A 24,857-nucleotide genomic window follows, 5' to 3' on the forward strand; every position below is an offset into this window, starting at 1 on the left:
CGGCGAGCCGCGCGCTTGACAACGTTGTGAGCTGCCGGCACACCGGCCCCCCGGTCCGGTGAGCGTTTTTCGGCCCTGCATCCTGATCCCGACCTACGACAATCCGCGCACCGTGCGCGACGTCGTGTTGCGCGCGCGGGAGCACCTCGCGGACGTGGTGGTCGTCGACGACGGCAGTCGCGACGAAGGTCGCGCCGCGGTGGAGGGCATCGGGCGCGACGGCCTCGCCCAAGTGACCCATCGCGCGCGGAACGGCGGCAAGGGCGCCGCGGTGAAGACCGGCTTCGGGTTCGCCCGCGAGCTCGGCTTCACGCACGCGCTGCAGGTCGACGCCGACGGACAACACGCCCTCGAAGACATCCCCGATCTGCTGAACGTCGCGCGTGCGCAGCCGAGCGCGCTGATCCTCGGGCGCCCCGAGTACGACGAGAGCGCGCCGATCGGTCGCCGCATCGCGCGCAACATCACGATCTTCTGGACGCACATGGAGGCGGGCTGGGGCGTGATCGCCGACCCGATGTGCGGCTTCCGCGTCTATCCGATCGAGAGCGCGCTGCGGGCCTGCGCGTCGTGCGGCGATCGCATGGACTTCGATCCCGAGATCGCGGTGCGCATCGCGTGGACCGGCGCGCCCGTCGTGAACCTCCCGACCAAGGTGCGCTACGTCGAGGGCGGCGTGTCGCACTTCAAGCTCTTCCTCGACAACTGGCTGATCTCGAGGATGCACACGCGCCTGATGTGGCACCGCGCGTGGTGCACGGTCCTGGGGCGTCCGCTGGTGCCTGCGCTGCCTGCGCCCTCCGATCCGATCGTGCTCGAGAAGGGCACGAGCGAGCCGCGTCCCGCCGAGCTCCCGGGCGATCGATGAGCGAGCAGCCCGCTGCGCTCGAGACGCCGTCGCCCCAGCCGCCGCGGCAGGGATGGACCGACGTCGGCGAGAAGGGCGGTGTGCTCGCGATCCGCGCCGCGGTGTTCGCCGCGACGGTGATGGGGCGCACCTTCGGGCGGCTCATCGCCCGGATCGTGGCGTTCTACTACTGGCTCTTCGCGCCGGGCGCGCGCCGTGCGTCGCGTGAGGCACTCCACCGCGTGCTCGGTCGCGACGCGAGCGGGTACGAGACGTACCGCCAGATCCTGCGCTTCGCGCAGACGACGCTCGACGCGTTCTTCCTCGTCGCCGGCAAGACCCAGCACTTCCGCGTGACCACCAACGGTCACCAGCACCTCGCGGCGCTGCGCGACGGAAAGCGCGGCGCGATCCTGCTCGGCGCGCACCTCGGCAGCTTCTACGCGATGCGCGCCCAGAGCGAGGTCGAGAATCTGCCGATCTACGCGGTCGTCTACACGAAGAACGCGCGGCGCATCAACGAGGCGTTCGAGAAGATCGACCCCGGCAAGAACGCGAAGCTGCTGCAGATGGGCGAGGGCATCGATTTCATGCTGCGCGTGAAGGAGCTGATCGAGCAGGGCGCGATCGTCGCGATCCTCGCCGATCGTGTGCCGCCGAATGCCGACGCCGCGGACGCACGCACGGTGAGCGCCGAGTTCCTCGGGGGCACCGCGAGGTTCCCCACCGGGCCCTATCTGCTCGCGTCGATGCTGAAGTGCCCGGTGTACCTGACGTTCGGGCTCTATCGCGATCCGAACCGCTACGATCTCTTCTGCGAGCCCTTCGCGGAGAAGATCGAATTGCCGCGCAAGGCGCGCGAAGAGGCGCTCGCGAAGTACGTGCAGCAGTACGCGACGCGCCTCGAGCACTTCGTCCGGATGGCACCGGACAACTGGTTCAACTTCTACGACTTCTGGGAGCGCTGAATGGGTGAGCTCGCGATCCTGCCGCTCGGCCACGAGCCGATGACGATCGAGCACGTCTGCGCGATCGCGGAGAAGCGCGCGGTGCCGGCGATCTCGGCGGACCCCGCGGTGCGCGAGCGCATCGCGCAGAGCCGCAAGCTGATCGACGACGCGCTCGCGGGCGCGCGCACGATCTACGGCGTGACCACGGGCTTCGGCGCGTCGGTCGAGTTCCACGTGCCGGTCGAGGTCGCGGAGGAGATGCCGCTCAACCTCGTGCGTTATCACGGCTGCGGGACCGGCGCGCTCTTCGGCGAGAACGCGGCGGCGGCGATCATGGCGGTGCGCGCGAACTCGCTCGCCCAGGGCTTCAGCGGCGTGCGTCAGGAGCTGCTCGATCGCATCTGCGAGCTCGTCGCGCGCGGGTGCGTCGCGGCGATCCCCGAAGAAGGCAGCGTCGGCGCGAGCGGGGATCTCACGCCGCTGAGCTACATCGGCGCGCTGCTCGCGGGGGAGCGCGAGGCGTGGCTCCGCGGGAAGCTGGTGAAGGCGCCCCACGCGCTCGCGGAGCTCGGCCTCCGGCCGATGAACCTGCGGCCGAAGGAGTCGCTCGCGATCATGAACGGCACGAGCGTGATGAGCGCGCTCGGATGTCTGTCGTGGACGCGCGCGCTCAAGCTCGCGCGGTTCGCGTGCACGATCTCGGCGATGGCGTCGGACGTCCTGCACGGCGTGCCCGACCACTTCGACGATCGGATCTTCGAGCTCAAGAACCACCCCGGGCAGCGCCAGGCCGCGCAGTGGATCCGCGGGGGCGTGCACCACCGCAACACGCCGGCGCGCGTGCAGGATCGTTATTCGATCCGCTGCGCGCCCCACGTGATCGGGCTGATCCTCGACTGTCTGCCGTGGATGCGGCGGATGCTCGAGACCGAGATCAACGGGGTGAACGACAACCCGATCATCGAGGGCTACTCGGCGAGCGCGCCCGAGGGACGCGTGCTGCACGGCGGGAACTTCTACGGCGGTCACGCCTGCCTCGTGACCGACACGATGAAGAACGTGGTCGCGAACGTGGCGGACCTGCTCGATCGTCAGGTCGGCATGTTGTGCAATCCCGCGACGAACGCGGGCCTGCCCGCGAACCTCGTGATGCGCAGCGGCATCGATCGCCCGACCCACCACGGGTTCAAGGCGATGGAGATCAGCGCGTCGGCGCTCGCCGCCGAGGCGTTGAAGATGTCGATGCCCGCGAGCGTCTTCAGCCGCAGCACCGAGTCGTACAACCAGGACAAGGTGTCGATGGGGACGATCTCGGCGCGCGAGTGCGTGAGGGTGCTGGACCTGACGGAGACGGTCGCCGCGATCCATCTATTGACCGTGTGCCAGGCAGTGGATCTGCGCGGTCCGCTGCACTGTCATCCGAAGAGCGCGGAGATGCGCGAGGCAGTGCGTCAGGTGGTGCCGGTGAACGAGGCGGATCGCCGCATGGACGTCGACATCCAGGCGGTGCTGGATCTCTATCGCGAGGACGCGCTCCCGATCGGCGAGATCGCGTGGACGGTGCCGGAGGCGCGCGCATGAGCGGCGTGGATCGCGGGCTGCGCGAGAAGCCGCCGGAAGACGCGGTGACGGTGGATCTGGAAGTCCCGTTCCACGACGTCGATCCGCTGCTCGTCGCGTGGCACGGCCACTACTACAAGTACTTCGAGATCGCGCGTCAGGCGCTGCAGCGGAAGCACCAGCTCGACGCGCCCGATCTCGTGGCACTGGGCTTCCACTGGTACGTGATCGAGACGCGCTCGCGCCACGTCTCGCCGCTGCGCTACGCCGAGCCGTTCACGGTGAAGGCGTGGTTCTGCGAGCGCGATCCGCGGATCGGCATCGCGTACGAGGTCGTCAGCAAGAAGACGGGCAAACGCGCCGCGCGCGGCGTGACCGTGCTGGTCACGACGCGTCCCGACGGCGAGATGCTGCTGGAGACGCCGCGTGAGATCCTGGAGCGCATTTCTCCTTCTTAGTGCGGTCGTGCTGTGCGCGAGCGTCGCGGGCGCGCAGCAGAGCGCGCCCTCGCTCGACGCGATCCTCGCGAGCTTCCGGGGCGTCGAGGGGATGGAGCTGCGGTTCCGCGAGGAGAAGCGGATCGCGCTCTTGAGCGTGCCCGCGATCAGCGAAGGCACGGTGCACTACATGCGGCCCGGGCGGCTGGCGCGGCGCACGACCTCGCCGAGCCCGCAGGTCGTGCTCATCGAGGGCGACGAGCTGCGCATGAGCGAGGGCGGGCGCGTGGAGCGCATCGATCTCGCGGCGCAGCCGGTGGTGCGCAGCTTCGTGGACACGTTCTCGGAATTGCTGCGCGGCGATCGCGCGGCGCTGGAGCGGGTCTATCGCGTGCAGTTCACGCCGCGCGAGGGTGCCAGTTGGACTCTCACGCTCGCACCGCGGACGTCACCGCTCGATCGCTTCCTGCGCGAGATCCGGTTCGAGGGCGAGGGCACGTCGCTGCGCACGATGGTGATGACCGAGGTGAGCGGCGACGTGACGACGACGACGTTCTCCGACGTGAACACGCGACGTCGATACTCCGCGACGGAAGCCGCGCGGGTGTTCTCGCTCCAGTAGAAAACGGCTCGCCCGCAGGTCCCTACCGTCCGCGCGCTTCGCGCGCTCCCGTGCGGACCCTCGGGACGAGCACTCCGGCGAGGACTCACCGGCGGATGAGCCAGAGCTCGAGCTCGCGCAGCGGGACTCGGTGCTTGCGGTTCTTCCACTTCACGTTGCGCGCGCGGATCTCGCGGGTGTGCGACGGAGTGAAGCCCGCGGCATCGGCGAGCCGAGCGAGCCAGTCGTCGACCGGCACGTGCACGCCGTAGGGCGCGGAGTCGCCGATGACGAAGCACACCTCGCCGCCGGGGCGCACCACGCGCGCGAGCGACTGCCACACCCGCGCGAGATCGACGAAGTACGCCGCGATCATCGTGTGATAGGTCTTCTTGCCGCCCTTCGAGGTGCGAATCGCGGCGAGCTCGGTGCACGCGCGCGAGAGGGGATCGCGGATCGGCGCGACGTGGGGATCGGCGAGGAGATCCCCGAGCGCGAGACGATCCGCGGCGGTGTGCTGCGAGCAGGCGCGCACGAGATGGCGGCGCGTGGTCGCGTGGAGATCGCGCCAGTCGCGGAGCTCGCCGAAGAACGTCTGCTCGAGGCGGGTGGCGTCGGCGTAGTCGTAGTTGTTGGGGTAGGGCGGTGAGGTGAGGACGAAGTCGATCGACGCGTCGTCGATCGAGGCGCAGGTGCGCGCGTCGTCGTGATGGAGCCGCACATTCGTGCGCGAGGCGCACAGATCGTCGCGCATCAGCGCGATCTGCATCGAAAATCGCACGAATGGCGCCGCCACCCGCGCCTTGCGGCGATTCGGGAGCACGTACTGCCAGGGCGCGGTGCCGGCGCTCGAGCACGCGCGGAGGATCGCGACCAGCGCGAGCCAGAGCAGCGGGTGATCGTCGTGGGCCGCGATCGCGCGACGGAGACGACGCAGATCCGCGAGTGACTCGGGCGAGTACGAGGTGAGGAGCAGCGCGGGCTCGTCGTCGCGCGCCGGCTCGCGCGGGAGCGCCTCGGCGTGGGCGAGAACGGCCTGCGCGGCGCGATCGAGCACGTCGGGATCACACGGCGTGAGCTTCGCGCGCGCGATCCGTGCCACGAAGGAGTGTGCTTCGACGCCGATCGCGCGCCGCCCCGCGAGCTGCGCGGCGACGAGCGTGGTCGCGACCCCCGCGAACGGATCGAGGATCGTGTGATGGGCGCTCGTCCGCTCGCGGAGGATCGACTCGGCCCACGCACCCGAGAAGCCCGCGGAGTAGCGGAACCACCGATGGATCGGCAGCCGCTGGTTCGGGACGAACGTCGAGGTCGTCACCCGAGCAGCGTGTCGGGCGCGGGCACGCGCTCTTCGACGATCGTGCAGGCCACGCGCGCGCCGGTGAGCCGCTCCCGCACTTCGTCGGCGAGGCCGCGATCACTGAGCGTGATGCGCGCCGTGCCCTTGCGCGACAGCTCGGTGTAGATGCGCTCGGCGCGATCCCAGCCCAGCACGCCGCCCGCGATCTGCTGGATGATGTTGGTCGCGCGCAGGTCGCAGGGGCCGATCTCGACGCGCCATCGCAGCCAGTGGCGCGCCTTCGCCACGCCGCGCTGCTCGCGCCACCACGCGACGTCGGGCTCGATGCGCGCGATGCGGTCGAGCTCGCGCCAGACGTGCTCGAGGATCTCCTGCGGCGGCTTCACCGCGTGCTCGGCGACGTAGTGCGCGAATCCCTCGGGCCACACGAACGTGCCGTCCGTCAGCGTCTTGCTGCCGTTGCTCGATCCGCAGAGGCGACATCGCGAGAAGCCCGGCGACCAAGACGTCGTCCTGCCTTGCCGGAGGTAGTCGATCACCCGAGCCCGCTCGCTCTCGTCCCACTCGGGATCGATGAAGTCGCGCGGATCCGGGAGCGACGAATCGTGCTCGTTCACGCTGCGCCAGTAGCCGATCAGTCGGAGCTGCATCCCCTCGCCGATCATCGCACGACTCCGATCGTCACGTCTTCCGTGACGAGCGTGCGCGACCGTCGCATCATCGCCGCGCTGTGAGCGAACCCGACGCAGAGAAGCGCCGCGGCCGCATCGTCTCGATCGTGCTCGCGCTCGTGCTCGCCGCGCTCGGCGCGTGGGCGTTCCACGATCTGCGCGTCCGCCACGAGATCTCGCAGTTCATCCCGTCGAGCGAGGATCGCGAGCTCGCCGAGGTCGCGCGCCAGGTCATCGACTCCGAGCTCTCGCGCACGATCGCCATCGCGGTGCGCGGCGACGACGAGCCCACCTCGATCGCCGCGGCGCGCACCCTCGCCGAGCGCCTGCGAACGATCGAGGGCGTCGCGTGGGTGCGCAGCGGTCCGCCCGCCGAGATCGAGCGTGCGTTCTACGAGCTCTACTTCGCGCGTCGCTACGCGTTCTTCGCGGATACACCCGAGGAAGCGCGCGCCCACCTGAGCGACGACGCGCTGCGCGAGGCCGCGCAGCGCCTCAAGCGCGACGTCACCGGTCCCACCGCGATGTTGGTGCGGCGAGTCGCGCAGGAAGATCCGCTGCTCGCGTTCCTCGATCACCTGCGACGCCTCCAGGGCTCGGCCGAGGGCGGGCCTCGAGTGGTCGATGGTCAGCTCGTCTCGCAGGACGGCTGGGGGCTGGTGCTCCTCGCGAGCGAGGCGCCGAGCTTCGACACCGTTCACGTCGGTCCGATGCTCGACGCGATCGATCGCGAGACCCGCGCTCTGATCGAGGCGCACGACGGATCGCTGCGCATCGAGCAAGCGGGTGTGCACCGCTTCGCGCGACGCGCCGAGCACGAGATCCGCGAGGACGTGCAGCGCATCTCGACGCTCTCGACCCTCGGCGTGGTCGTGCTCTTCCTCGCGCTCTATCGCGGGCCGCGGTTCCTCCTGCTCGGCGCGATCCCGCTCGCGGCAGGCACGATCGTCGCGACCGCGGCGTGCCGTCTGGTGTTCGGCAGCATCCACGGCATCACGTTCGCGTTCGGCTCGTCGCTGCTCGGCGTCGGCATCGACTACGTCTCGCACTACGTGAACCACCACGTGCTCGAGCCCGACGAGCGTGGCCCCGAGGCGACGATGCGCACGATCTGGCCGGGCCTCGCGCTCGGCGCGAGCACGACGATCGCCGGGCTCGCCGGCCTCGGGTGGACGTCGTTCCCCGGCATGCGCGAGATGGCGCTCTTCGCGGCGGTGGGCGTCACCGCGGCGCTGCTCTCGACGCGCGTGATGGTCCCGCCGTGGATGCCGATGCGCAGCGAAGCGCCGCGGATCACCCGCGCCGCGGCTGACTTCTCGTTCCGTCTCTGGCAGCGCGTGCAGTCGCATCGCGCGCCGTTCCTCGCACTGCCGATCGTCGCGCTCCTCGTGGCCGCGATCGGGATCCCGCAGCTCGCGTGGATCGACGACATCCGCGCGCTCAACCAGGCCGATCCCGAGTGGCTCGCCGAGGACGCCGCGGTGCGGGCACGGGTGGCGCAGGGCGAGGCCGGACGGCTGGTGATCGCGACCGGCCGCGACGACGAAGAGGCGCTCGCCCACGCCGAGCGCGCGTTCGCGGTGCTCACCGCCGCGCGCGATGCGGGCGAGCTGCGGACGTTCCGCGCGGCCCATCACTTCGTGCGCTCGATCGCCACCCAGCGCGGCGTCGACGACGCGGTGCGCACCTCGCCTGCGCTCGCGGATCGCACCATCGCCGCGCTCGAGCGTGAAGGCTTCGTGCCCTCGATGTTCGAGCCGTTCCGCGCCTCGCTCGCGGCGCCGCCGCCCCAGCCGCTCACCTACGACGCGCTGATGGCGAGCCCGATCGCCGATCTCGTGCGCCCGTTCCGCGTGCACCTCGCGGGGGATCGCATCGCGTACCTCGCGTTCGTCGAGGGCGTGAGCGACTCGGCGGCGCTGCGCGCACGGCTCGCGTCGCTCGAGGGCGTCGCCTACTTCGATCAGGGCGAGTTCCTCGCGAGCGCGTACCGCGAGTTCCGGACGCGCACGCTCGAGCTGCTCGCGGTCGGCATGCTCGTCGTGCTCGGCCTCTGCGTCGCGCGGTATCGCAGCTTCCGGCTCGGCTTCGCGTCGGTCGCGCCCGCGTTGCTCGCCGCGTCGACCGCGCTCGGTGTGCTCGGTCTGATCGGCGAGCCCGCGAACCTGATGCACCTCGTCGGCGCGCTGCTCGTGCTCTCGATGGCCGAGGACTTCGCGGTGTTCCTCATCGAGTCGCGCGACGATCCGCGCGGCGTCGCGACCACGATGGTCGGCATCACCGTCGCCTGCATCACCACCGTGCTCTCGTTCGGCCTGCTCGCCGCGAGCACCCACCCCGCGATGCGCGCGCTCGGGCTCATGGCGTCGGTGGGCGTCGGCCTCGCGCTGCTCTTCTCGCCGATGGCCCTCTTGATCGCGGGGACGCGCAAGCCCTCGTAAGCTCTCGGTGCTCGCGATGCGCTCCATCCTCCTCACGATCCTCTTCGCGCTCTCGATCGGCTGCGGCCCCGGCGCGACCACCACGACCACGCCGCTGCGCGACTACGCCGGTCCGGTGCGCGCGCCCTCGAGCTACGGGACCGACTTCGCGATCGATCACCAGATCACCGCGGTGCACGCCGAGGGCAGCGACACGTTCCGCGCGCTGCTCGAGAAGCGCGGCGACGCGCTGGTGATGGTCGCGCTCGGCCCCCACGGCTCCCGCGCGTTCACGCTCGCGCAAGAGGGCGCGGCCGAGCCGCGCTTCGAGTCGCAGCTCCCGCGCGAGCTGCCCTTCCCGCCGCGCTTCATGCTCGTCGACGTGCATCGCACCTGGCTCGTCGGCCTCGACGCAGCGCGGGCCGACGGTGAGCACACGGGCGAGCTCGACACGCCGGCGGGCCCCGAGATGCTCACCGAGACCTGGGCCGACGGTCGCCTGCTGTCGCGCAGCTTCACGCGGCGCGACGTCGAGGGCGCGATCCGCATCACCTACGAGGGCGGTCTCTCGCCCGACCCGAGCGCACCTCCGCCGACGCGCGTGGAGCTCGACAACGGGTGGTTCGGCTACCGATTGGTGATGCAGAACATCACGCGCCGCCCGCTCTGATCCGCGCGCGCCCGCGCCAACCCGGCTATCGTCTTCTCATCGTGCAGATCGACGTCACCTTCCCGTGCGACGACGGCCACGCGATGCGCGCCGTCCTCACCATGCCCGACTCCACGTCGGGCCGTCGGCTGCCAGCGCTCGTCATGGTCTACGAGCTCCTCGGTCTCACCGACGAGATGAAGCGCGTCGCGCGCGACCTCGCGACCGAAGGCTGGATCGTGCTGATCCCCGACATCTTCGATCGGGGCGCGCGCCCGCTCTGCATCGCGCGTGCGCTGCGCGCGATCTCGAAGGGAGAGGGCCAATCGGTCGACGATCTCGAGGCCGCGCGTCGCTGGCTCGCCGCGCGCCCCGAGGTCGATCCCGAGCGCATGGGCGTGATCGGCTTCTGCCTCGGCGGCGGCTTCGCGCTGCTGCTCGCGATGAACGGCAAGTACAAGGTCGCCGCGCCCTTCTATGGCGAGGCGCCCGATCCGATGCCGCGCAGCTGTCCCGTCGTCGCGAGCTACGGCGCGCGCGACACCACGTTCGCGCGCTTCGCGCCGAAGCTGCAGAAGAACCTCGAGACGCTCTGTGTGCCCCACGACGTGAAGGTCTATCCCGACGCGGGGCACAGCTTCTTCACGCACACGCCGCGCGGCGTGCTCGGCTATCTCGGTCGCATCGGTCCGCTGCGCGCCGAGCACCACGAAGAGAGCGCGCGCGATGCCCGCGCCCGCGTCGTCGCGTTCTTCCGCGAGCACCTCGAGGGAGAGGGCGCGCGGCGCGACGCGACGGCGAACGACGACGTCGCGTGACCACGCACGGCTCGAAGGTCCCCGGCGAGCGCTCCGACGATCCCGACGTCGAATCGCTCGATCTCGTGCGGGTGCAGCGCCAGGGCGAGTCGCGCTTCCTCGAGGGACCGCGAGGCCGTATGCGCGATCTCGCGCGCGCGATGCGCATCACCGGCGAGCTCGTGCGCGGCTTCCGCGCGCTGACGTTCGTCGGCCCGTGCGTCACGGTGTTCGGCTCGGCGCGCTTCGACGAGGGGCACCGCTACTACGGGATGGGCCGCGAGCTCGGCGCGCGGCTCGCGCGCGCGGGCTTCACCGTCATGACCGGCGGCGGCCCCGGCATCATGGAGGCCGCGAACCGAGGCGCGCAGGAGGCGGGCGGTCCCAGCATCGGCTGCAACATCGTCCTCCCGCGCGAGCAGGCGCCGAACCCCTACCTCGATCGCTACGTCCTCTTCGATCACTTCTTCGTCCGCAAGGTCATGCTCGTGAAGTACTCGTACGCGTTCGTCTGCCTGCCCGGTGGGTTCGGCACGCTCGACGAGCTCTTCGAGACCGCGACGCTCGCACAGACCGGCAAGATCCAGGCGTTCCCGATCGTGCTGATGGGCACCGACTACTGGGCCCCGATGATCGAGTTCCTGCAGCGCACGATGCTCGCCGAGCGCACCATCGACGGGCGCGACCTCGAGCGCCTCGTCGTGACCGACTCGCCCGAGGACTGCGTCGCGCACATCCGCGAGATCACGACCACCCACTTCGGTCTGGTCGAGGCCAAGCGTCCGCATCCTTCGAGGATTCTCGGCGAGAAGCGGCTCGCCGTGCGGCGTTGACGCGCGTGCGTATGTACCTGCTCGATGGGCGTGACCGCGCGCATCGAGTCGGGGAGCGTGCTGCTCTTCCGCTTCCTCGACGTCGCGGACGAGCTCGACCTCGACCGCGCGCCGCTGCTGCTCGAGCGACGCGCGACCGTGCGCCGCGTCTCGATCCGCCAGGAGAGCTCGGTCGCGCTCGCGCTCGCGACGCTGCCGATCGAGCTCGATCTCGGCCCGCGCACCGTCACGCTCGCCGACGGCACCGAGCTCGCCGTCACCGCGCGGCTCCGGCTCTTCCGCTTCGGCGTCGTCGCGATCGTGCTCGAGGTCCCGATCACCCCGGGCACCACGATCGACGAGCTCGTCCCGCTCGCCGCGTCGACCTGGGACTCGAGCGCGATCGACGATGTCGCGCGCGCGATCGCGCGAGAGCTCGCCGAGCCGCTGGTCGAGCTCGCCCACGAGCCGCTCACCGAGTCGCCCGAGATCGAGCGCTACGCGGTCGTGTTCGTGCGGGCGATCACCGGCGATCCGCTGGCGCATCCCGAGACCGTCGCGCGCCTGCTGCTCGGCGAGCACGATCCGCGACCCCTCTCGCGCGCGGCGTGCGAGCACGTGCTCGCGCACCGCTTCCAGTACTACGTCGACGATCTCGCGATCGTGCACGCGACGAGCGCCCTCGTGATCGAGCCGAGCGACGATCGCGACGTGGTGCTCGCCCTCGAGCTCGCGTGCTCGCAGCTCCTCGAATTCCGGGTGTACGACGCGATCATCGATCGCGAGCTCGACCACGTCTACGACGAGCTCGGCCACGCGACCAAGCGCGGCTGGTGGATCTTCGGGCGCGCGCACGAGGCGCTCTCGCGACGTGCCCAGCTCCACATGGTCGAGCTCTCCGAGCTCGCCGATCGCGCCGAGAGCGCGGTGCGCGTCGCGTCCGACACCTACCTCGCGCGGGTCTACCTCGCGGCGCTCGAGCGACAGCACGCGCCGGCGTGGCGCGACAGCGTGATGCGCAAGCTCCGCCTCTTCGCGCAGGCGTACGATGTGCTGAAGGACGAGGCGCACGCGCGGCGTGCGCTCGCCGTGGAGTACGTGATCGTGCTGCTGATCGCGTTCGAGATCGTGATGGCGCTGCTCGAGCGGTGAGGAGAAACTGACGGCAAGTGCCGGATTCGATCGAGCTGCGCATCGGGATCGCGTTGGTGATCGGGCTCGTGATCGGGGCCGAGCGCGAGCAGCGCATGAGCGAGGGCGCCCATCGCGCCGCCGGGATCCGCACCTTCGCGATCACCGCGCTGCTCGGCGCGATCGCGCACGCGCTCGAGCAGCCAGTCGTGCTCGGCGTGCTCGGCGCCGCGGTCGGTACCGCCGCGGTGGTCTCGTACTGGCTGGGTGATCGCACCGATCCCGGGCTCACCAGCGAGATCGCGCTCGTGCTCACGTTCGCGCTGGGCGCGCTCGCGATCGATCGCCCGACCACCGCGCTCGCGGTGGGGATCACCACCGCGCTGCTGCTCGCGTACCGCGCGCGCATCCACGAGGCGGTGCGCGAGGTGCTCACGCCCGCCGAGCTGCGCGACGCGCTGATCGTCGCGGCCGCCGCGCTCGTCGTGCTGCCGCTCCTGCCCGCGCACCCGGTCGATCCGTGGGGCGTGCTCGTGCCGTTCACGTTGTGGCGTCTCGTGGTGCTGATCCTCGCGATCCATCTCGCGGCGCACGTCGCGCAGCGGATGCTCGGACCGCGCTGGGGCCTTCCCATCGCCGGGCTCGCGGGCGGCTTCGTCTCGAGCTCCGCGACGATCGCGTCGATGGGCGGCAAGGCGAAGGACGACCCGCCGCACACGTCGGGCGCGATCGCGGCCGCCGCGGCATCGACCGTCGCGACCTTCGTGCAGATGGCGCTGCTGGTCGGCGCGGCGAGCCCACGGTTGCTCGAGCAGGGGCTGTGGATCCCGCTCGCGGCCGGCGGCTCGGCCGCGCTGCTCTACGCCGGGCTCTTCACGCTGCGGTCCGCCCGTGGCGAGCACGGCGGGCCGCCTCCCGGTCGCGCGGTCGATCTACGAGGCGCGCTGATCTTCGCGCTGCTGGTGACCGGCGTGAGCGTCGGCGCGACGCTGGTGGGCCGTCAGGTCGGTGCGCTCGGGGTGGTGATCGCGTCGACGGTCGCCGCGTTCGCCGATGCCCACGCCGCGGGCGCATCGGTCGCGTCGGTGCACGCCGCCGATCAGCTCGAGACGACCTCGGCGATCGTCGCGGTGCTCGCGTGTCTCTCGACGAACAGCGTCACCAAGAGCGTGCTCGCGTACAGCTCGGGCCCTCGCGGCTACGCGCTGCCGGTGGTGCTCGGCGTCGCGATCGTGCTCGCCGCGACCTGGGGCGCCTACGGGCTCTACGTCGTCGGCGCGAGCTGATCGAGGAGCCGCGCGGGATCCTCGTCGCAGATCAGCAGCTCGCGATGGGCCGTCCGCACGAACCCCTCGTGCGTCGCGTGCTCGACCCAGCGCACCAGTGGCTGCCAGTACTGCTCGACCTCGAGCAGCCCGCTGCGCTTGCGATGGATCCCGAGCTGCGACCACGTGAGCGCCTCGAAGAGCTCGTCCATCGTGCCGAACCCGCCGGGCAGCGCGACGAACACATCGGCGCGCGCGCTCATCGCGGCCTTCCGCTCGTGCATCGTGTCCACGACGATCAGCTCGCTGAGCCCGGGATGCGCGATCTCGCGATCCACCAGCGAGCGCGGGATCACCCCGATCACCGTGCCGCCCTCGGCGAGCGCCGCGTCGGCCACCGCGCCCATCAGCCCGACCGTCGCGCCGCCGTAGACCAGCGACATCCCGCGCCGCGCGATCTCCACGCCGAGCGCGCGCGCCGCCGCGAGATACGCCGGGCGCGCGCCGCTCGCCGAGCCGCAGTACACCGCCACGCTCCTCACGTCGCTCACTCTCCCCGCTCGAGCCGGCGCGTCGACGCGTCGACGATCTCGCCCTCGATCACGTCGCCACCCACCCGCGCGCGCGGCGCGGGCGCGCGCACCTCGCGATCCTCGACCACCACTCCGTCGACGTCGACCACGCGCCGCCGTCCGTAGGCGCCCTGCGGCGTGACCACGCGGAAGTCGAACACGCTGCCCGGGCCGCCGCCGCGCTCCATCCGTGCCCGCACCCGCGCCTCGATGAAGCGCGCAACCACCATCCGGACCGGCGGGATCAGCAGCAGGATCCCGGTGACGTCGCTGAGCACGCCCGGCGTCATCAGCAGCGTCCCGCCGACGAGCACGAGCAGCCCCGAGGTGATCCCCTCCTCGGGCATGCGCATCTCGGCGAGCGCCCGCTGCCACTCGCGGAACACCCGCAGCCCTTCGCGCTTGAGCAGGTATCCGCCGAGCATCGCGGTGCCGAGCACCAGCGCGATGGTGGGCCAGAACCCGAGGAGATCTCCGACCTCCAGCAGCACGTAGAGCTCGACTGACGTGGCGGCGAGCATGGCGAGCGCGATCCAGCCCATTCGATCGACCTCTACGTCCGGGCTCCCGAGAGAGCAACTCCCCAGACCGCTCTTGAAACTCTCGGAGCGAACCGGTACGAATGAATGGCCATTCATTCTGGCGCGGCGTTCCGGCTGCGAGAAAGGCGCGCGAGACGTGACGTTCACTCCCTACAACGAGGAGCACGAGCTCTTCCGCAAGCAGGTCCGCCAGTTCGCCGAGAAGGAGCTCGCGCCGAACGTCGATCAGTGGGAGCGCGACGAGCTCTTCCCGAACTGGGTGTTCAAGCGCGCCGGCGAGCTCGGCATCCTGGGCGCGCACTATCCCGAGAGCGCCGGCGGCAGCGGCGGCGACTACTGGTACTCGATCGCGAAGAGCGAAGAGCTGGTGCGCTGCGGCTCGGCGGGCGTGACGATGGGCCTGCTCGTGCAGAGCGACATGGCCACGCCGTGCATCGGCGAGCTCGGCACCCAGGAGCAGATCGACGAGTTCCTCGCGCCCGCGCTGCGCGGCGAGAAGATCGCGGCGCTCGGCGTGAGCGAGCCCGGCGCGGGCTCGGACGTCGCGGGCCTCCGCACCACCGCGCGGGTCGAGGGCGGCGACTACGTCATCAACGGCAGCAAGACGTACATCACGAACGGCACGCGCGCGGACTTCGTCACGCTGCTCTGCAAGACGAACCCCGATGCCGGCCATCACGGCATCTCGATCATCCTCGTCCCCACCAACACGCCCGGCTTCTCGGTGAGCAAGAAGCTCGAGAAGATGGGCAACTGGGCGAGCGACACCGCCGAGCTCTTCTTCGACAACGTGCGCGTGCCCAAGCGCTATCTGCTCGGTCAGGAGGGCATGGGGTTCATCTACCTCATGCAGAACTTCCAGAGCGAGCGCCTCGTCGGCTCGAGCTCGGCGCTCGCGGGCGCGTTCCACGCGCTCGATCGCAGCCTCACGTGGGGCCGCGAGCGCCACGTGTTCGGCAAGCCGCTGATCAAGCGCGAGGTGTGGCAGCACAAGCTCGCCGACCTCTACACCAAGGCCGAGGCCGGCAAGGCGCTGGTCTACAAGGCGGCCGACGCGTTCAACACCGATCGCTACGTGCGCAAGGGCGACATCTCGTTCGAGACCACGAAGCTCATCGCGATGAGCAAGCTCTTCGTGGGCGACGTGTCGAGCGAGATCGCCGATCAGGTCGTGCAGTTCCACGGCGGCATGGGCTACCTCGAGGACCTCTGGGTCTCGCGTTACTACCGCGACCAGCGGCTCTTCCGCATCGGCGGCGGCGCGAGCGAGGTCATGAAGTACATGATCGCGAAGATCAGCGGCTGGTGACAGCGCGGCGCACCGTGCGTACGTGCTCGCGGTGACCGGCGCCCGCCTCTTCGTCCACGTGAGTGGCCTCCGAAACGATCGAGGCGCGGCGCTGGTCGCTCTCTACGACGGCGAAGGTTTCCCCGATCACCCCGAGCGCGCGAAGCACCACGGCGCGGTCCCGATCGCCTCGGGCCGCGCCGAGCTCGTCTTCGACGAGGTCGCGCCCGGGCGCTGGGCCGCCGCGCTGCTGCACGACGAAGATCTCGATCTGCACATGGATCTCTCGCGCGTCGGGCTGCCGCTCGAAGGGCTCGGGGGCTCGCGCGATCGCGAGTGGCGGCTCGGACTGCCGCGCTTCGAGAAGGCCGCGTTCGACGTGATCCCGGGCGACAACCACCTCGCGCTGCGCCCCCGCTATCTGCCGGGCACGTGAGGTACGACCTCGCGATCGTCGGCGCGGGCGCATCGGGCCTCGCGCTCGCGCACGAGCTGCTCGCGAGCCCTCTGCGCGATCGATCGATCGTGATCGTCGAGCGCGATGCGACCGACGACGATCAGCGCACGTTCTCGTACTGGACCGAGCGCGCGACGCCGTTCGACGACCTCGTGCATCGCCGCTGGGATCGGCTCCGCTTCGCGTCGCCGTGGCTCGATCGCACCCTCGCGCTCGCGCCGTTCCGCTACGAGACGGTGCGCGGGATCCACCTGCTCGAGCACCTGCGCACGGAGCTCGCGAAGGCGCCTCGCGCGGAGTGGAAGACCGGCGTGGTGCGCGGCGCGATCGAGGATGCAGGCGACCACGCGCGCTTCGAGCTCGAGGGCCGCACCATCGAGGCGCGCTGGGTCTTCGACTCGCGGTTCCGCCACGCCGATCTGCAGGTCGATCCGCGCCGCCATCACCTGATGCACCAGGTGTTCGAGGGCTGGATCGTCGAGACCGATCACGACGCGTTCGACGTCGCGGTGCCGACGATGTTCGACTTCCGCGATCACGACATGCGCTTCTTCTACGTGCTGCCCTACGACGCGCGCCGCGCGCTGGTCGAGCACGTGCGGATGCGCCCCGAGCCCGCGGAGCGCGCGCTGCGCAGCTACGTGGAGGACGTGCTCGGTCTCCCGTCGGGCTCGTATCGGGTGCGGGCGCGCGAGGGCGGGACGTCGGCGCTCACCGACGCGCCGTTCGAGCGTCGCCTCGGCGCGCGGGTGATGGCGATCGGGCGCCGCGGTGGGCTGCTCAAGCCGACGACCGGCTACGCGTTCACGCGCATCCTCGACGACTCGCGCGCGATCGTCCGCTCGCTGGAGACCCACGGACATCCGTTCGACGTCCCGCCGCGCCGCCGGCTCTACGCGTGGCTCGACGCGGTGATGCTCGAGCTGATGCAGACGCGCGGCGATCGCATGGCGCGGCTCTTCACCGAGATGTTCCGCCGCAACCCCGCGCCGCGCCTCCTGCGCTTCCTCGACGAGCGCGCGTCGTGGCGCGAGCTCGCGATGCTCGTGGGATCGATGCCGATCGGACTGCCGCTGATGGCGGCGATGCGGCTCACGATGCGCCGTCTCTAGAACGAGAGCTCGAAGCCGTCGCCCGTCAGCGCGAGCTGCGCGTCACCGAGATCCGCGACGTACGTGACGCGCGGCGAGCTCGCGCCCACGATCACCACCACGAGCCCGACGATCTGGACCGCGCTCACGATGAACCCGGCGACCCCGACGCCGGTCTGCCATCCGTCGTCGTAGTCGCCCCAGTAGTAGTCGTCGACGTTGCCCCAGCACGCGAAGTGCCCGCCCGCGCCGATCACGCCGCCGATCACCGGCACGAAGTACGCGCCGCCCCAGCCGTTGCAGGGCGTCGGACGCGAGAGCATGTCGATCGCCGCGACGACCGACGGCACGTACCCCGAGAGCAGCAGCGCGGTGCCGCCTCCGAGCACCGGATGGTTGAGCTCGCGTCGCTCGGTCGGAGGCGTCGCGCCCACCGACGCGGCATCGAACGTCACGCGCCAATCGGGCGAAGGACGCGACGGCACGATCTCGCGCAGCGCGCTCGCCGCGTCGAGCGGCGGCTCGGGCGTCGGGGCCACCTGGGGCGTCGGGGCCACCTGGGGCGTCGGGGGCGCGACCGGCGTCGATGCCGTGGGCTCGGGGGCGCGCACGCACCCGCCGCCGTCGCCGAGCCATCCGGCCGGGCACTGCGGCGCGCCGTCGCATCGATTGTGCTCGTCGGACCAGTGCTGGCCCGGCCAACAACAGCGACCGAGCGTCTCTGGCGTGACCACGCGCCCTTCGGCGCATTCCTGCGCGTGGACGCGCGTCGTGATCGCGCCGAGCAAGAGCAGCGTCGCGAGCGAGAGTGGGAGGCGATGCACGGCGAGAACGTGCATCGCGGGCCCACGACTGGTCAACGCTCGCTTGACACCGGTCGTCACGACCGGGATCGTCCGGCCGTGCATCGAACAGCCTGCGCCATCGCGATCTTGTCCTTCTCGTGCATCGTGTCGTGCGCGAACGAAGAGATCGACAGCCACGGCGTGCTCGAGAGCCCGTGCGGCGGAAACGGCGACTGCGAGACCGGGCTCTGCCTGCGGCTCGCCGAGTACTCGATGTGCACCCGCCACTGCAACGATCACTGGAGCGGCCAGTGCCCCAGCGGCTACGCGTGCGCGGGCGACCTCTGCGTGCCGGATCCGACGTCGGCGGCGTGCCGCGACGAGGAGCGCGCGTGCGGCCCCGAGTTCGCCTCGTGCTGCCCCGGGCTCGTCTGCGCGGGATGGCCGGACCTGCCCTGGCACTGCGCGGCGCCGTGTGTGCTCGACGTGGAGTGCCGGAGCGGCTGCTGCGCGAGCGGCGTCTGCGCGCCGCCTTCGTACTGCGACTGATCGCGATCAGAACCGACCGCGCGCCGAGAGCGAGAGCGGATCGAGCTCGACCGTCATCGCCTCGCTCTCGAACCGGATCTCGCCGTGGGTGCCGAGGATGCCCAGCACCAGCGCGGTCGCGCCCACGCCCTGCGCCACGCCGAGCAGCACGAAGAACGCGATGTCGAGCTCGTGCACGCCCAGGTCGACACTGCCGCGGTTCGACACGTAGGCGATCTCGCCGTCGGAGTTGGCGTACGCGCGGCCACTGGGGATCGAGCACTGATCGCGCACCGCGAGGTGCAGCCACGGCCCGAGCACCGGCACGAACGCGATGCCGATCGCGCCCTCGTAACACGGGTTCGCCGTCGACCCGACGGACCAGTCGGAGCTCCAGTACGAATCCGGCGTCGTGATGAGCGCGAACGCGAACGTCGCGACGTAGCTCGCGCCCAGCGTGACGCCGCCCGCGACCACGTTGCCGAGGTCGAGCGGCGCCTGGACGACGCGCGGATTGCGCAGGCCCTCGGGCGCGTGCCCGCCCTCGTCGAGCCACAGCGCGCCCGGCTCGAGCACCGGCTGCGACTGCGCGTGCGCGACCTCCGCGAGGACGAGCGACGTCGCGATCGCGGCGAGGAGCACGACGACGCGCGTCATCGCGCACCTCCCGCCTGCGCGAGCGCGCCGCGGAGCACGATGCCGAGCCGCTCGTGCTCGCGCACCACCTCGGGCGGTACGTGCACGTGCGTGCTGTCGCGCCGCGCGCCCGGACCTGCGGGGATCACGCGCACCCAGCCGTCGCGATAGACCTGCACGATCAGGAACACCGGCAGGCCGCGCGTGCCGTGCGCGTGCGCGACGACGCGGTACTCGCCGCGCAGCGGATCGACGTCGCGCGGCAAGTACCCGGCGCTGCGCGTCGCGGCGAGCGTCTCCTCGAGCAAGCGCTCGGGATCTCGCTGCGCGGTGGGCCCCACCACGATCGGCTGGGTGCGCGAGGACGTCGCGCCACAGGCGGAGGCGAGCAACACGATGACGAGCGAGGCTGGCAAGAGGACGCGCGGCACGGCGCGAGAGTAGCGCACGGCACCGCGACCGGAAACGACGACGGCCGCTACGAATTCCGTAGCGGCCGCCGGGTGAGGGTCGCGAGCGCGATCAGAAGTGCACGAACGCGCCGGCGACGATGTTCCAACGGCTCGTCGAGACGTCGTCGCCGAAGAGCCCGTCGATCGACAGCGGCCGGAAGAACACGGTCAGCATGCCGTCGAGCAGGTCGAGCTCGGCCTGCGTCGCGAACTGGATGTCGAACACGCCGGTGTCGCCCCCGCCGAAGCAGCCGCCGATGGTGCACACCTCGTCGAACACGAGCACGCCCCCGCCGAGCACCACGCTCGGCGCGACGCGCACCGTGATCGAGCCGTTGGTCCACACGCCGAACGAGGCGGTCGCGCGCGCGCCGAACGTGAAGAAGAAGATGTCGCCGAGCTGCTGCGTGAGGTCGAGCCCGAAGCGCAGCGCGAGGTCCACGCCGCCACCGAGCAGGATCGGATCGAGCTGATAGCCGCCTTCTTCGTTGAGCACGAAGAGCGTGCCGTCGCCCTCGAGCGCGAACGACACGCCGATGCCGCCGCCCGCGTACCAGTTGCGGATCGGTGTGGTGGGCCCGATCGCGACGTCGTCCTGGGCCGCGACGCGCGGTGGCGTCAGCGCCGCGATCGACATCGCGGTGAGGAACGTCGCGAGGAGGAGCGGAGAAGAGATTCGCTTCATGTAGTCGTGATCTCCCGTCCGAGCCGAGGGCTCGGGCCGCGCAGTGTACGCACGGCGCCCGCTCGCGCCCCCTCGGTACGTCACGCGGTGAGGACGATCGGCGCGCCCTTGGTGACCACGAGCGTGTGCTCGAACTGCGCGCCGAGCGATCGATCGGTGGTGCGCAGCGTCCATCCGTCGCGGTCCTCGTAGACGTCGGTCGCGCCCAGCGTGAGGAACGGCTCGATCGTCATCACGAGGCCCTCGTGCAGGCGGGTGCGATCGAAGCGGTGCTCGACGTTCGAGACGTGCGGGTCCTCGTGGATGTGGCGCCCGACGCCGTGCCCGCCGAGGGTGCGCACCACGCGCAGGCCGTGACGCTTCGCGCGGCGCTCGACGGTGCGACCGATCATGCGCAGCGGCTCGCCGGCGCGCGCCGCCTGCATCGCCTCTTCCTGCGCCTTCTTGGTCGCCCAGAGCAGCAGCTTCGCGCGCGACGACACGTCGCCCACCGCGTAGCTCGCGCCGCAGTCGGCCCAGTAGCCGTCGATCACGCAGCTGACGTCGATGTTCACGAGATCGCCGGCGCGGATCACGACCTTCTGGCTGGGGATGCCGTGCGCGATCGCGTCGTTGACGCTGATGCACGTCCAGCCCGGGAAGTCGTAGGCGACCTGGGGCGCCGATCGCGCGCCGTGCGCGCGCAGCACGTCGCGCCCGATCGCGTCGAGGTCCGCGGTGGTGAGCCCGGGCGCGAGGGCCCGGGCCATCGCGTCGCGGGCCTCGGCCGCCGCGCGCGCCGCGCGCTTGAGGGCCGCGAGATCGTCGTCGTGCTCGATCGTCATGCGCCCAATCTACTCGGTCGTGTCGGATCGACGAGCGACTTTACGCGCGACGAGGTGCGCTGCAGAATGAATGGCCATTCATCGGAGGCGGCACATGGGCAACGCGTGGATCATCGAGGCGGCGCGCACGCCGCGCGGGCGCGGGAAGATGGGCAAGGGCGCGCTGACCGGCGTGCACCCGCAGGAGCTGCTCGCGCAGACGCTGAACGCGGTGGTCGCGCGCGCGAAGGTCGACCCCACGGCGATCGAGGACGTGGTCGCGGGCACGGTGTCGCAGGCGAAGGAGCAGGGTGCGTGCATCGCGCGCAACGCGGTGCTCGCGGCGGGCCTGCCCGACGACGTGACCGGCGTGTCGCTCAATCGCTTCTGCGGCTCGGGCCTGCAGGCGGTGAACTTCGCGGCGATGGGCGTCGCGAGCGGGCACCAGGGCCTGGTGATCGCGGGCGGCGTCGAGAGCATGTCGCGCGTCCCGATGGGCTCGGACGAGGGCGGCATCGACGGCAACAACCCGCACCTGCGCAAGAAGGTCTTCCAGGTCCCGCAGGGGATCAGCGGCGATCTGATCGCGACGATCGAAGGCTTCTCGCGCGAGGAGCTCGATCGCTTCGCGCTCGCGTCGCAGCAGAAGGCGGAGGTCGCGCAGAAGGAAGGTCGCTTCGCGCGCGCGCTGGTGCCGGTGAAGGATCCCGAGACCGGCAAGGTGCTGCTCGAGCACGACGAGATGCCGCGTCACGGCACGACGTACGAGGCGCTCGCGAAGCTCGAGGGGAGCTTCGTCGGCATGGGCGCGGCGCCGGTCGGGCCGAACGGCGAGACGCTCGATCAGATCGCGCTCGCGCGATATCCGCACGTCAACGCGATCCAGCACGTGCACACCGCGGGCAACTCGAGCGGCATCGTCGACGGTGCGTGCGCGGTGCTGCTCGCGAGCGACGAGGCGGTGAAGGCGCATGGTCTGAAGCCGCGCGGTCGCATCCGCGCGATGGCCACGGCGGGCGCGGAGCCCGTGATCATGCTGACCGCGCCGGCGCCGGCGTCGGCCCGCGCGCTGAAGAAGGCGGGCATGACCGCGAAGGACATCGATCTCTGGGAGATCAACGAGGCGTTCGCGACGGTGCCCCTCGAGACGATGAAGAAGCTCGACGTCGATCCCGCGAAGGTGAACGTGAACGGCGGCGCGATCGCGCTGGGCCATCCGCTCGGCGCGACCGGCGCGATGCTGCTGCAGACCGCGCTCGACGAGCTCGAGCGGCGCGGGCTCGCGACGGCGCTGATCACGCTGTGCATCGGTGGTGGGATGGGCATCGCGACGATCATCGAGCGCGTGTGATCGGGAGCGCCTCGGCGTGAGGCGCGAGGGGGTGCTCGCGGGCTGCTGTGCGAGAGGCCGCGAGCGTCGGGAAGCGGGGGGCGCATCGCGGCGCGCGCTGCGCGCTCTGCCGCGATGCTGTCGTCAGTCTGTGGTCGGCCTCTGCGAGCCCCCGTCGCACGAGGCCGCCGGACCCACCCCCTCGCGCCCGATACCGCGGTTCTTGCCGTCTCGATCGGTTTGGGTGGGGTGGCTCGCGCGCTTCGCCGCGGCCCGGACGCTCGCGGGTAGCATCGCGCGTCGCGCGTGTGCGCACTGCGCGCGGGGCGCGTGATCGGTCCGGTGATGGGTCGTGGCTCCTGGGCGATCGCGCGGTTCGGCGTACGATGCGCGCGTCGATGCTTCGCGCTTGCGTGCTCTCGTTCGCGATCTTCGTCGTGCCTTCGCTCGGGTCGGCGCAGGACGTGACGGTCTCGCGCGGGGTCGTGCTGCCGGGCTACGAAGTCGTCGTCGCGCCGCGTGAGGGTGCGCCGCGCACGCTCTGCGAGCCCTCGTGCGAGCTCTCGCTGCCGCGCGGCGAGGTGCGGCTCGGGTGGCGGCGCGGCGATGCGATCGAGTGGCAGCGCGACGTGCATCTGACGAACGATCTGCGCGTCGATCTCCGGCTCGAGGATCGATCGCTCCTGCGCGGCACCGGTCACGCGCTCCTGATCGCGGCGGGCGTGCTGCTCGGCGCGGTCGCGATCGTCGGCATCGCGACCGAGCCGCAGCCACCGGACTACGGGTGGTTCGGCGATCGTCACGGGCTCGTGTTCGCGGGGATCGCGGGCGGCGTGGTGATCGCGCTCGGCGTGCCCGGCATCGCGCTCTCGCTCGTGTTCGAGCGCGACGAGCCGGCGCTCGAGCTCGTGCCCGTCGACTGAGATACCGTGTCGTCGTGCAAGCTCGACGTGCGGTCGTCAGACCGCGGCGAGCTTCGGCACGAAGGGCGTGCGCGTTCGCGCCACGCTGATCATCGCGCCGAGGAGCTTGCGCATCGCAGCGACGATCGCGAGCTTCTTCGGCTTCCCGGCAGCGACCAAGCGCGCGTAGAACGCCTTCAGCCACGGGTTGTGAGTGACTGCGCGCAGCGTCGGCATCCACAGTTTCGCGCGGAGGTCGGCATCGCCCATCGTGCACGCGTGGCCTCGGAGTGGCTGCCGCTTGCCCGAGTGGTTCACGAGCGGGGCGACGCCGACGTATGCCGCCAACGCCGCGGCCGTCTTGAAGGCCCCGAAGTCGATGGAGGCGATCATCCGCGCTGCTGTGTTGTCACCGATGCCGTCGATGGTCGTCAGCAGCTTGCCGACCTCGTGCCGGTCCAGGCTCTGGCCGATGTCCTCGTCGAGTTTCTTGATGCGCTTTCGCAGCGTCGCGATGTCTTCGCACGCGTACCGGATCTGAAGCTCGTACACCGTGCCCTGGTGGCGTCCGACGCTGGTCTTGGCGGCCTCGCAGAGCGCCTGCGCGAGCTCGAGGCCGATGACATGGCGAGCGTCGTACTTCAGCTCGGCCAGCGCGTTCGGGTCAGCAGCGCGGAACTTGTCGGCGGTCGGGCATGCGACGAGCAGCGTGGTCGAGGTGGCCGACGCGACGTCGCGCACGTGTTCGGTGAACTCGGGAAACGTCAGGTCGAGCGCACGATGCAGTTGACGCGTGCGATCACCGAGGTCCTGCACCAGTCGATCGCGCAGACGCACCAGCTCGCGCAGCTCGAGCGTCGCAGCATCTGGCATCGGCGTCGCTGCAGGCCGCTTCTGTTGAGCAAACCGCGATGCCGACTGCATCCAGCGCGTCGGTCTTGGCGCGGCGCAGATCCTCCGCCGCGAATCGCGACGTGCGCATCGGGTTCAGCAGCGCGATCTGGAAGCCGGCCGCGAAGAGGAACGCGAACAGGTTCTGCCAGTAGTGCCCCGTCGCCTCCATCGCGACGAACACGTCGGCAGGCTCACCGAGGAGCGAGCGCAGTCGGTCGTACCCCGACGCATCCTCGGAGAACGGCGTCGGCTTGCACACCGGCTTGCCGGCCTCGTCCACGATCGCGACCACGTGCTTCTCCGAACCGATGTCGATTCCGACGAATCTCATGTTCCTCTCGAGCTCGTAACTGCGTCCTTGGGAGCCTCGGAGCCGAGCTTCGTGCCCATGCTTGTCCATGCGAGGACGGTGGACGAGCCACGCCTCTGGATACCGTTCGAGCAAAGAAACT

The 24,857-nt window shown here is 70.8% G+C and carries 28 protein-coding genes; 17 read left to right on the plus strand and 11 right to left on the minus strand.

Annotated elements, in window-relative coordinates; all coding sequences use genetic code 11:
• Positions 1-58: 58 nt before the first annotated feature.
• From I5071_RS35410 to I5071_RS35430, 5 genes are read left to right on the plus strand one after another with little or no spacing between them, the layout of a single operon-like run.
• Positions 59-868 (plus strand): glycosyltransferase family 2 protein, encoded by an 810-nt coding sequence (locus I5071_RS35410; protein ID WP_236517765.1) that lies wholly within the window; start codon positions 59-61, stop codon positions 866-868.
• On the plus strand, positions 865-1,815 hold the full coding sequence (locus I5071_RS35415; RefSeq protein WP_236517766.1) for a hypothetical protein: 951 nt from the start codon (positions 865-867) through the stop codon (positions 1,813-1,815). Before I5071_RS35410 ends, I5071_RS35415 begins: the two co-directional genes overlap by 4 nt.
• The gene (locus I5071_RS35420) at positions 1,816-3,378 is read left to right on the plus strand and encodes an HAL/PAL/TAL family ammonia-lyase (protein WP_236517767.1); all 1,563 of its coding nucleotides are present in this window, start codon (positions 1,816-1,818) and stop codon (positions 3,376-3,378) included.
• Complete coding sequence (locus I5071_RS35425) at positions 3,375-3,815, plus strand: acyl-CoA thioesterase (RefSeq protein ID WP_236517768.1); 441 nt, start codon at positions 3,375-3,377, stop codon at positions 3,813-3,815. Before I5071_RS35420 ends, I5071_RS35425 begins: the two co-directional genes overlap by 4 nt.
• On the plus strand, positions 3,784-4,416 hold the full coding sequence (locus I5071_RS35430) for a LolA family protein (RefSeq protein WP_236517769.1): 633 nt from the start codon (positions 3,784-3,786) through the stop codon (positions 4,414-4,416). Before I5071_RS35425 ends, I5071_RS35430 begins: the two co-directional genes overlap by 32 nt.
• Before the next feature lie 85 nt (positions 4,417-4,501).
• On the opposite strand, the gene I5071_RS35435 is transcribed toward I5071_RS35430, so the two are convergent.
• Positions 4,502-5,713 (minus strand): DNA methyltransferase, encoded by a 1,212-nt coding sequence (locus tag I5071_RS35435; RefSeq protein WP_236517770.1) that lies wholly within the window; start codon positions 5,711-5,713, stop codon positions 4,502-4,504.
• Complete coding sequence (locus I5071_RS35440; RefSeq protein WP_236517771.1) at positions 5,710-6,360, minus strand: hypothetical protein; 651 nt, start codon at positions 6,358-6,360, stop codon at positions 5,710-5,712. The genes I5071_RS35435 and I5071_RS35440 overlap by 4 nt, the downstream gene beginning before the upstream one ends.
• Positions 6,361-6,425: 65 nt before the next feature.
• On the opposite strand from I5071_RS35440, the gene I5071_RS35445 reads away from it, so the two are divergent.
• The 6 genes from I5071_RS35445 to I5071_RS35470 are packed head-to-tail and all read left to right on the plus strand — an operon-like array spanning position 6,426 to position 13,461.
• Positions 6,426-8,807: an MMPL family transporter gene (locus I5071_RS35445; protein WP_236517772.1), complete on the plus strand. Its 2,382-nt coding sequence runs from the start codon at positions 6,426-6,428 to the stop codon at positions 8,805-8,807.
• Positions 8,808-8,823: 16 nt separating this feature from the next.
• The gene (locus I5071_RS35450; RefSeq protein WP_236517773.1) at positions 8,824-9,456 is read left to right on the plus strand and encodes a DUF3261 domain-containing protein; all 633 of its coding nucleotides are present in this window, start codon (positions 8,824-8,826) and stop codon (positions 9,454-9,456) included.
• Between the two features lie 41 nt (positions 9,457-9,497).
• On the plus strand, positions 9,498-10,253 hold the full coding sequence (locus tag I5071_RS35455) for a dienelactone hydrolase family protein (RefSeq protein ID WP_236517774.1): 756 nt from the start codon (positions 9,498-9,500) through the stop codon (positions 10,251-10,253).
• A complete protein-coding gene (locus I5071_RS35460; RefSeq protein ID WP_236517775.1) occupies positions 10,250-11,065 on the plus strand; it encodes a TIGR00730 family Rossman fold protein in 816 nt (271 codons plus the stop codon). The genes I5071_RS35455 and I5071_RS35460 overlap by 4 nt, the downstream gene beginning before the upstream one ends.
• Before the next feature lie 24 nt (positions 11,066-11,089).
• Complete coding sequence (locus I5071_RS35465) at positions 11,090-12,196, plus strand: hypothetical protein (protein ID WP_236517776.1); 1,107 nt, start codon at positions 11,090-11,092, stop codon at positions 12,194-12,196.
• A 17-nt stretch (positions 12,197-12,213) separates the two neighbouring features.
• On the plus strand, positions 12,214-13,461 hold the full coding sequence (locus I5071_RS35470; protein ID WP_236517777.1) for an MgtC/SapB family protein: 1,248 nt from the start codon (positions 12,214-12,216) through the stop codon (positions 13,459-13,461).
• Here I5071_RS35470 and I5071_RS35475 read toward each other — a convergent pair.
• Entirely contained in the window at positions 13,440-13,982 is a 543-nt protein-coding gene (locus tag I5071_RS35475) for a TIGR00730 family Rossman fold protein (protein ID WP_236517778.1), read from the minus strand. The genes I5071_RS35470 and I5071_RS35475 overlap by 22 nt on opposite strands.
• A 5-nt stretch (positions 13,983-13,987) precedes the next feature.
• A complete protein-coding gene (locus tag I5071_RS35480; protein WP_236517779.1) occupies positions 13,988-14,554 on the minus strand; it encodes an FxsA family protein in 567 nt (188 codons plus the stop codon).
• 136 nt (positions 14,555-14,690) lie between these two features.
• Here I5071_RS35480 and I5071_RS35485 point away from each other — a divergent pair, with 136 nt between their 5' ends.
• Genes I5071_RS35485 through I5071_RS35495 form a run of 3 tightly spaced genes read left to right on the plus strand, consistent with a single transcriptional unit; the run spans position 14,691 to position 17,411 of the window.
• The gene (locus I5071_RS35485) at positions 14,691-15,863 is read left to right on the plus strand and encodes an acyl-CoA dehydrogenase family protein (RefSeq protein ID WP_236517780.1); all 1,173 of its coding nucleotides are present in this window, start codon (positions 14,691-14,693) and stop codon (positions 15,861-15,863) included.
• Positions 15,864-15,894: 31 nt separating this feature from the next.
• Complete coding sequence (locus I5071_RS35490; RefSeq protein ID WP_236517781.1) at positions 15,895-16,278, plus strand: DUF2141 domain-containing protein; 384 nt, start codon at positions 15,895-15,897, stop codon at positions 16,276-16,278.
• The gene (locus I5071_RS35495; RefSeq protein ID WP_236517782.1) at positions 16,275-17,411 is read left to right on the plus strand and encodes a lycopene cyclase family protein; all 1,137 of its coding nucleotides are present in this window, start codon (positions 16,275-16,277) and stop codon (positions 17,409-17,411) included. Before I5071_RS35490 ends, I5071_RS35495 begins: the two co-directional genes overlap by 4 nt.
• Here the strand turns inward: I5071_RS35495 and I5071_RS35500 are convergent.
• The gene (locus tag I5071_RS35500) at positions 17,408-18,229 is read right to left on the minus strand and encodes a hypothetical protein (RefSeq protein ID WP_236517783.1); all 822 of its coding nucleotides are present in this window, start codon (positions 18,227-18,229) and stop codon (positions 17,408-17,410) included. The two genes, I5071_RS35495 and I5071_RS35500, sit on opposite strands and share 4 nt — an antisense overlap.
• A gap of 93 nt (positions 18,230-18,322) precedes the next feature.
• Between I5071_RS35500 and I5071_RS35505 the strand changes: the two genes are divergently transcribed.
• Positions 18,323-18,724 carry a hypothetical protein gene (locus tag I5071_RS35505; protein ID WP_236517784.1) on the plus strand — a complete coding sequence of 134 codons (402 nt, stop codon included), beginning with the start codon at positions 18,323-18,325 and terminating at the stop codon, positions 18,722-18,724.
• A gap of 6 nt (positions 18,725-18,730) precedes the next feature.
• Here the strand turns inward: I5071_RS35505 and I5071_RS35510 are convergent, their stop codons facing one another.
• From I5071_RS35510 to map, 4 genes are all read right to left on the minus strand, one after another.
• Positions 18,731-19,360: a hypothetical protein gene (locus I5071_RS35510; protein ID WP_236517785.1), complete on the minus strand. Its 630-nt coding sequence runs from the start codon at positions 19,358-19,360 to the stop codon at positions 18,731-18,733.
• Complete coding sequence (locus I5071_RS35515; RefSeq protein WP_236517786.1) at positions 19,357-19,770, minus strand: hypothetical protein; 414 nt, start codon at positions 19,768-19,770, stop codon at positions 19,357-19,359. The genes I5071_RS35510 and I5071_RS35515 overlap by 4 nt, the downstream gene beginning before the upstream one ends.
• Positions 19,771-19,861: 91 nt before the next feature.
• Entirely contained in the window at positions 19,862-20,476 is a 615-nt protein-coding gene (locus I5071_RS35520; RefSeq protein ID WP_236517787.1) for a hypothetical protein, read from the minus strand.
• Positions 20,477-20,556: 80 nt separating this feature from the next.
• Positions 20,557-21,300, minus strand: a complete 744-nt coding sequence (map, locus tag I5071_RS35525; RefSeq protein WP_236517788.1) for a type I methionyl aminopeptidase — start codon at positions 21,298-21,300, stop codon at positions 20,557-20,559.
• Positions 21,301-21,394: 94 nt separating this feature from the next.
• Between map and I5071_RS35530 the strand changes: the two genes are divergently transcribed.
• On the plus strand, positions 21,395-22,630 hold the full coding sequence (locus I5071_RS35530; protein WP_236517789.1) for an acetyl-CoA C-acetyltransferase: 1,236 nt from the start codon (positions 21,395-21,397) through the stop codon (positions 22,628-22,630).
• Between the two features lie 377 nt (positions 22,631-23,007).
• On the plus strand, positions 23,008-23,532 hold the full coding sequence (locus I5071_RS35535) for a hypothetical protein (protein WP_236517790.1): 525 nt from the start codon (positions 23,008-23,010) through the stop codon (positions 23,530-23,532).
• 36 nt (positions 23,533-23,568) lie between these two features.
• Here the strand turns inward: I5071_RS35535 and I5071_RS35540 are convergent, their stop codons facing one another.
• A complete protein-coding gene (locus tag I5071_RS35540; protein ID WP_236517791.1) occupies positions 23,569-24,384 on the minus strand; it encodes a transposase in 816 nt (271 codons plus the stop codon).
• Positions 24,311-24,805: an IS110 family transposase gene (locus I5071_RS35545; protein WP_329611188.1), complete on the minus strand. Its 495-nt coding sequence runs from the start codon at positions 24,803-24,805 to the stop codon at positions 24,311-24,313. Before I5071_RS35545 ends, I5071_RS35540 begins: the two co-directional genes overlap by 74 nt.
• Positions 24,806-24,857 lie beyond the last annotated feature (52 nt).

This window comes from Sandaracinus amylolyticus (genome assembly GCF_021631985.1).
GTDB lineage: Bacteria > Myxococcota_A > Polyangia > Polyangiales > Sandaracinaceae > Sandaracinus > Sandaracinus amylolyticus_A.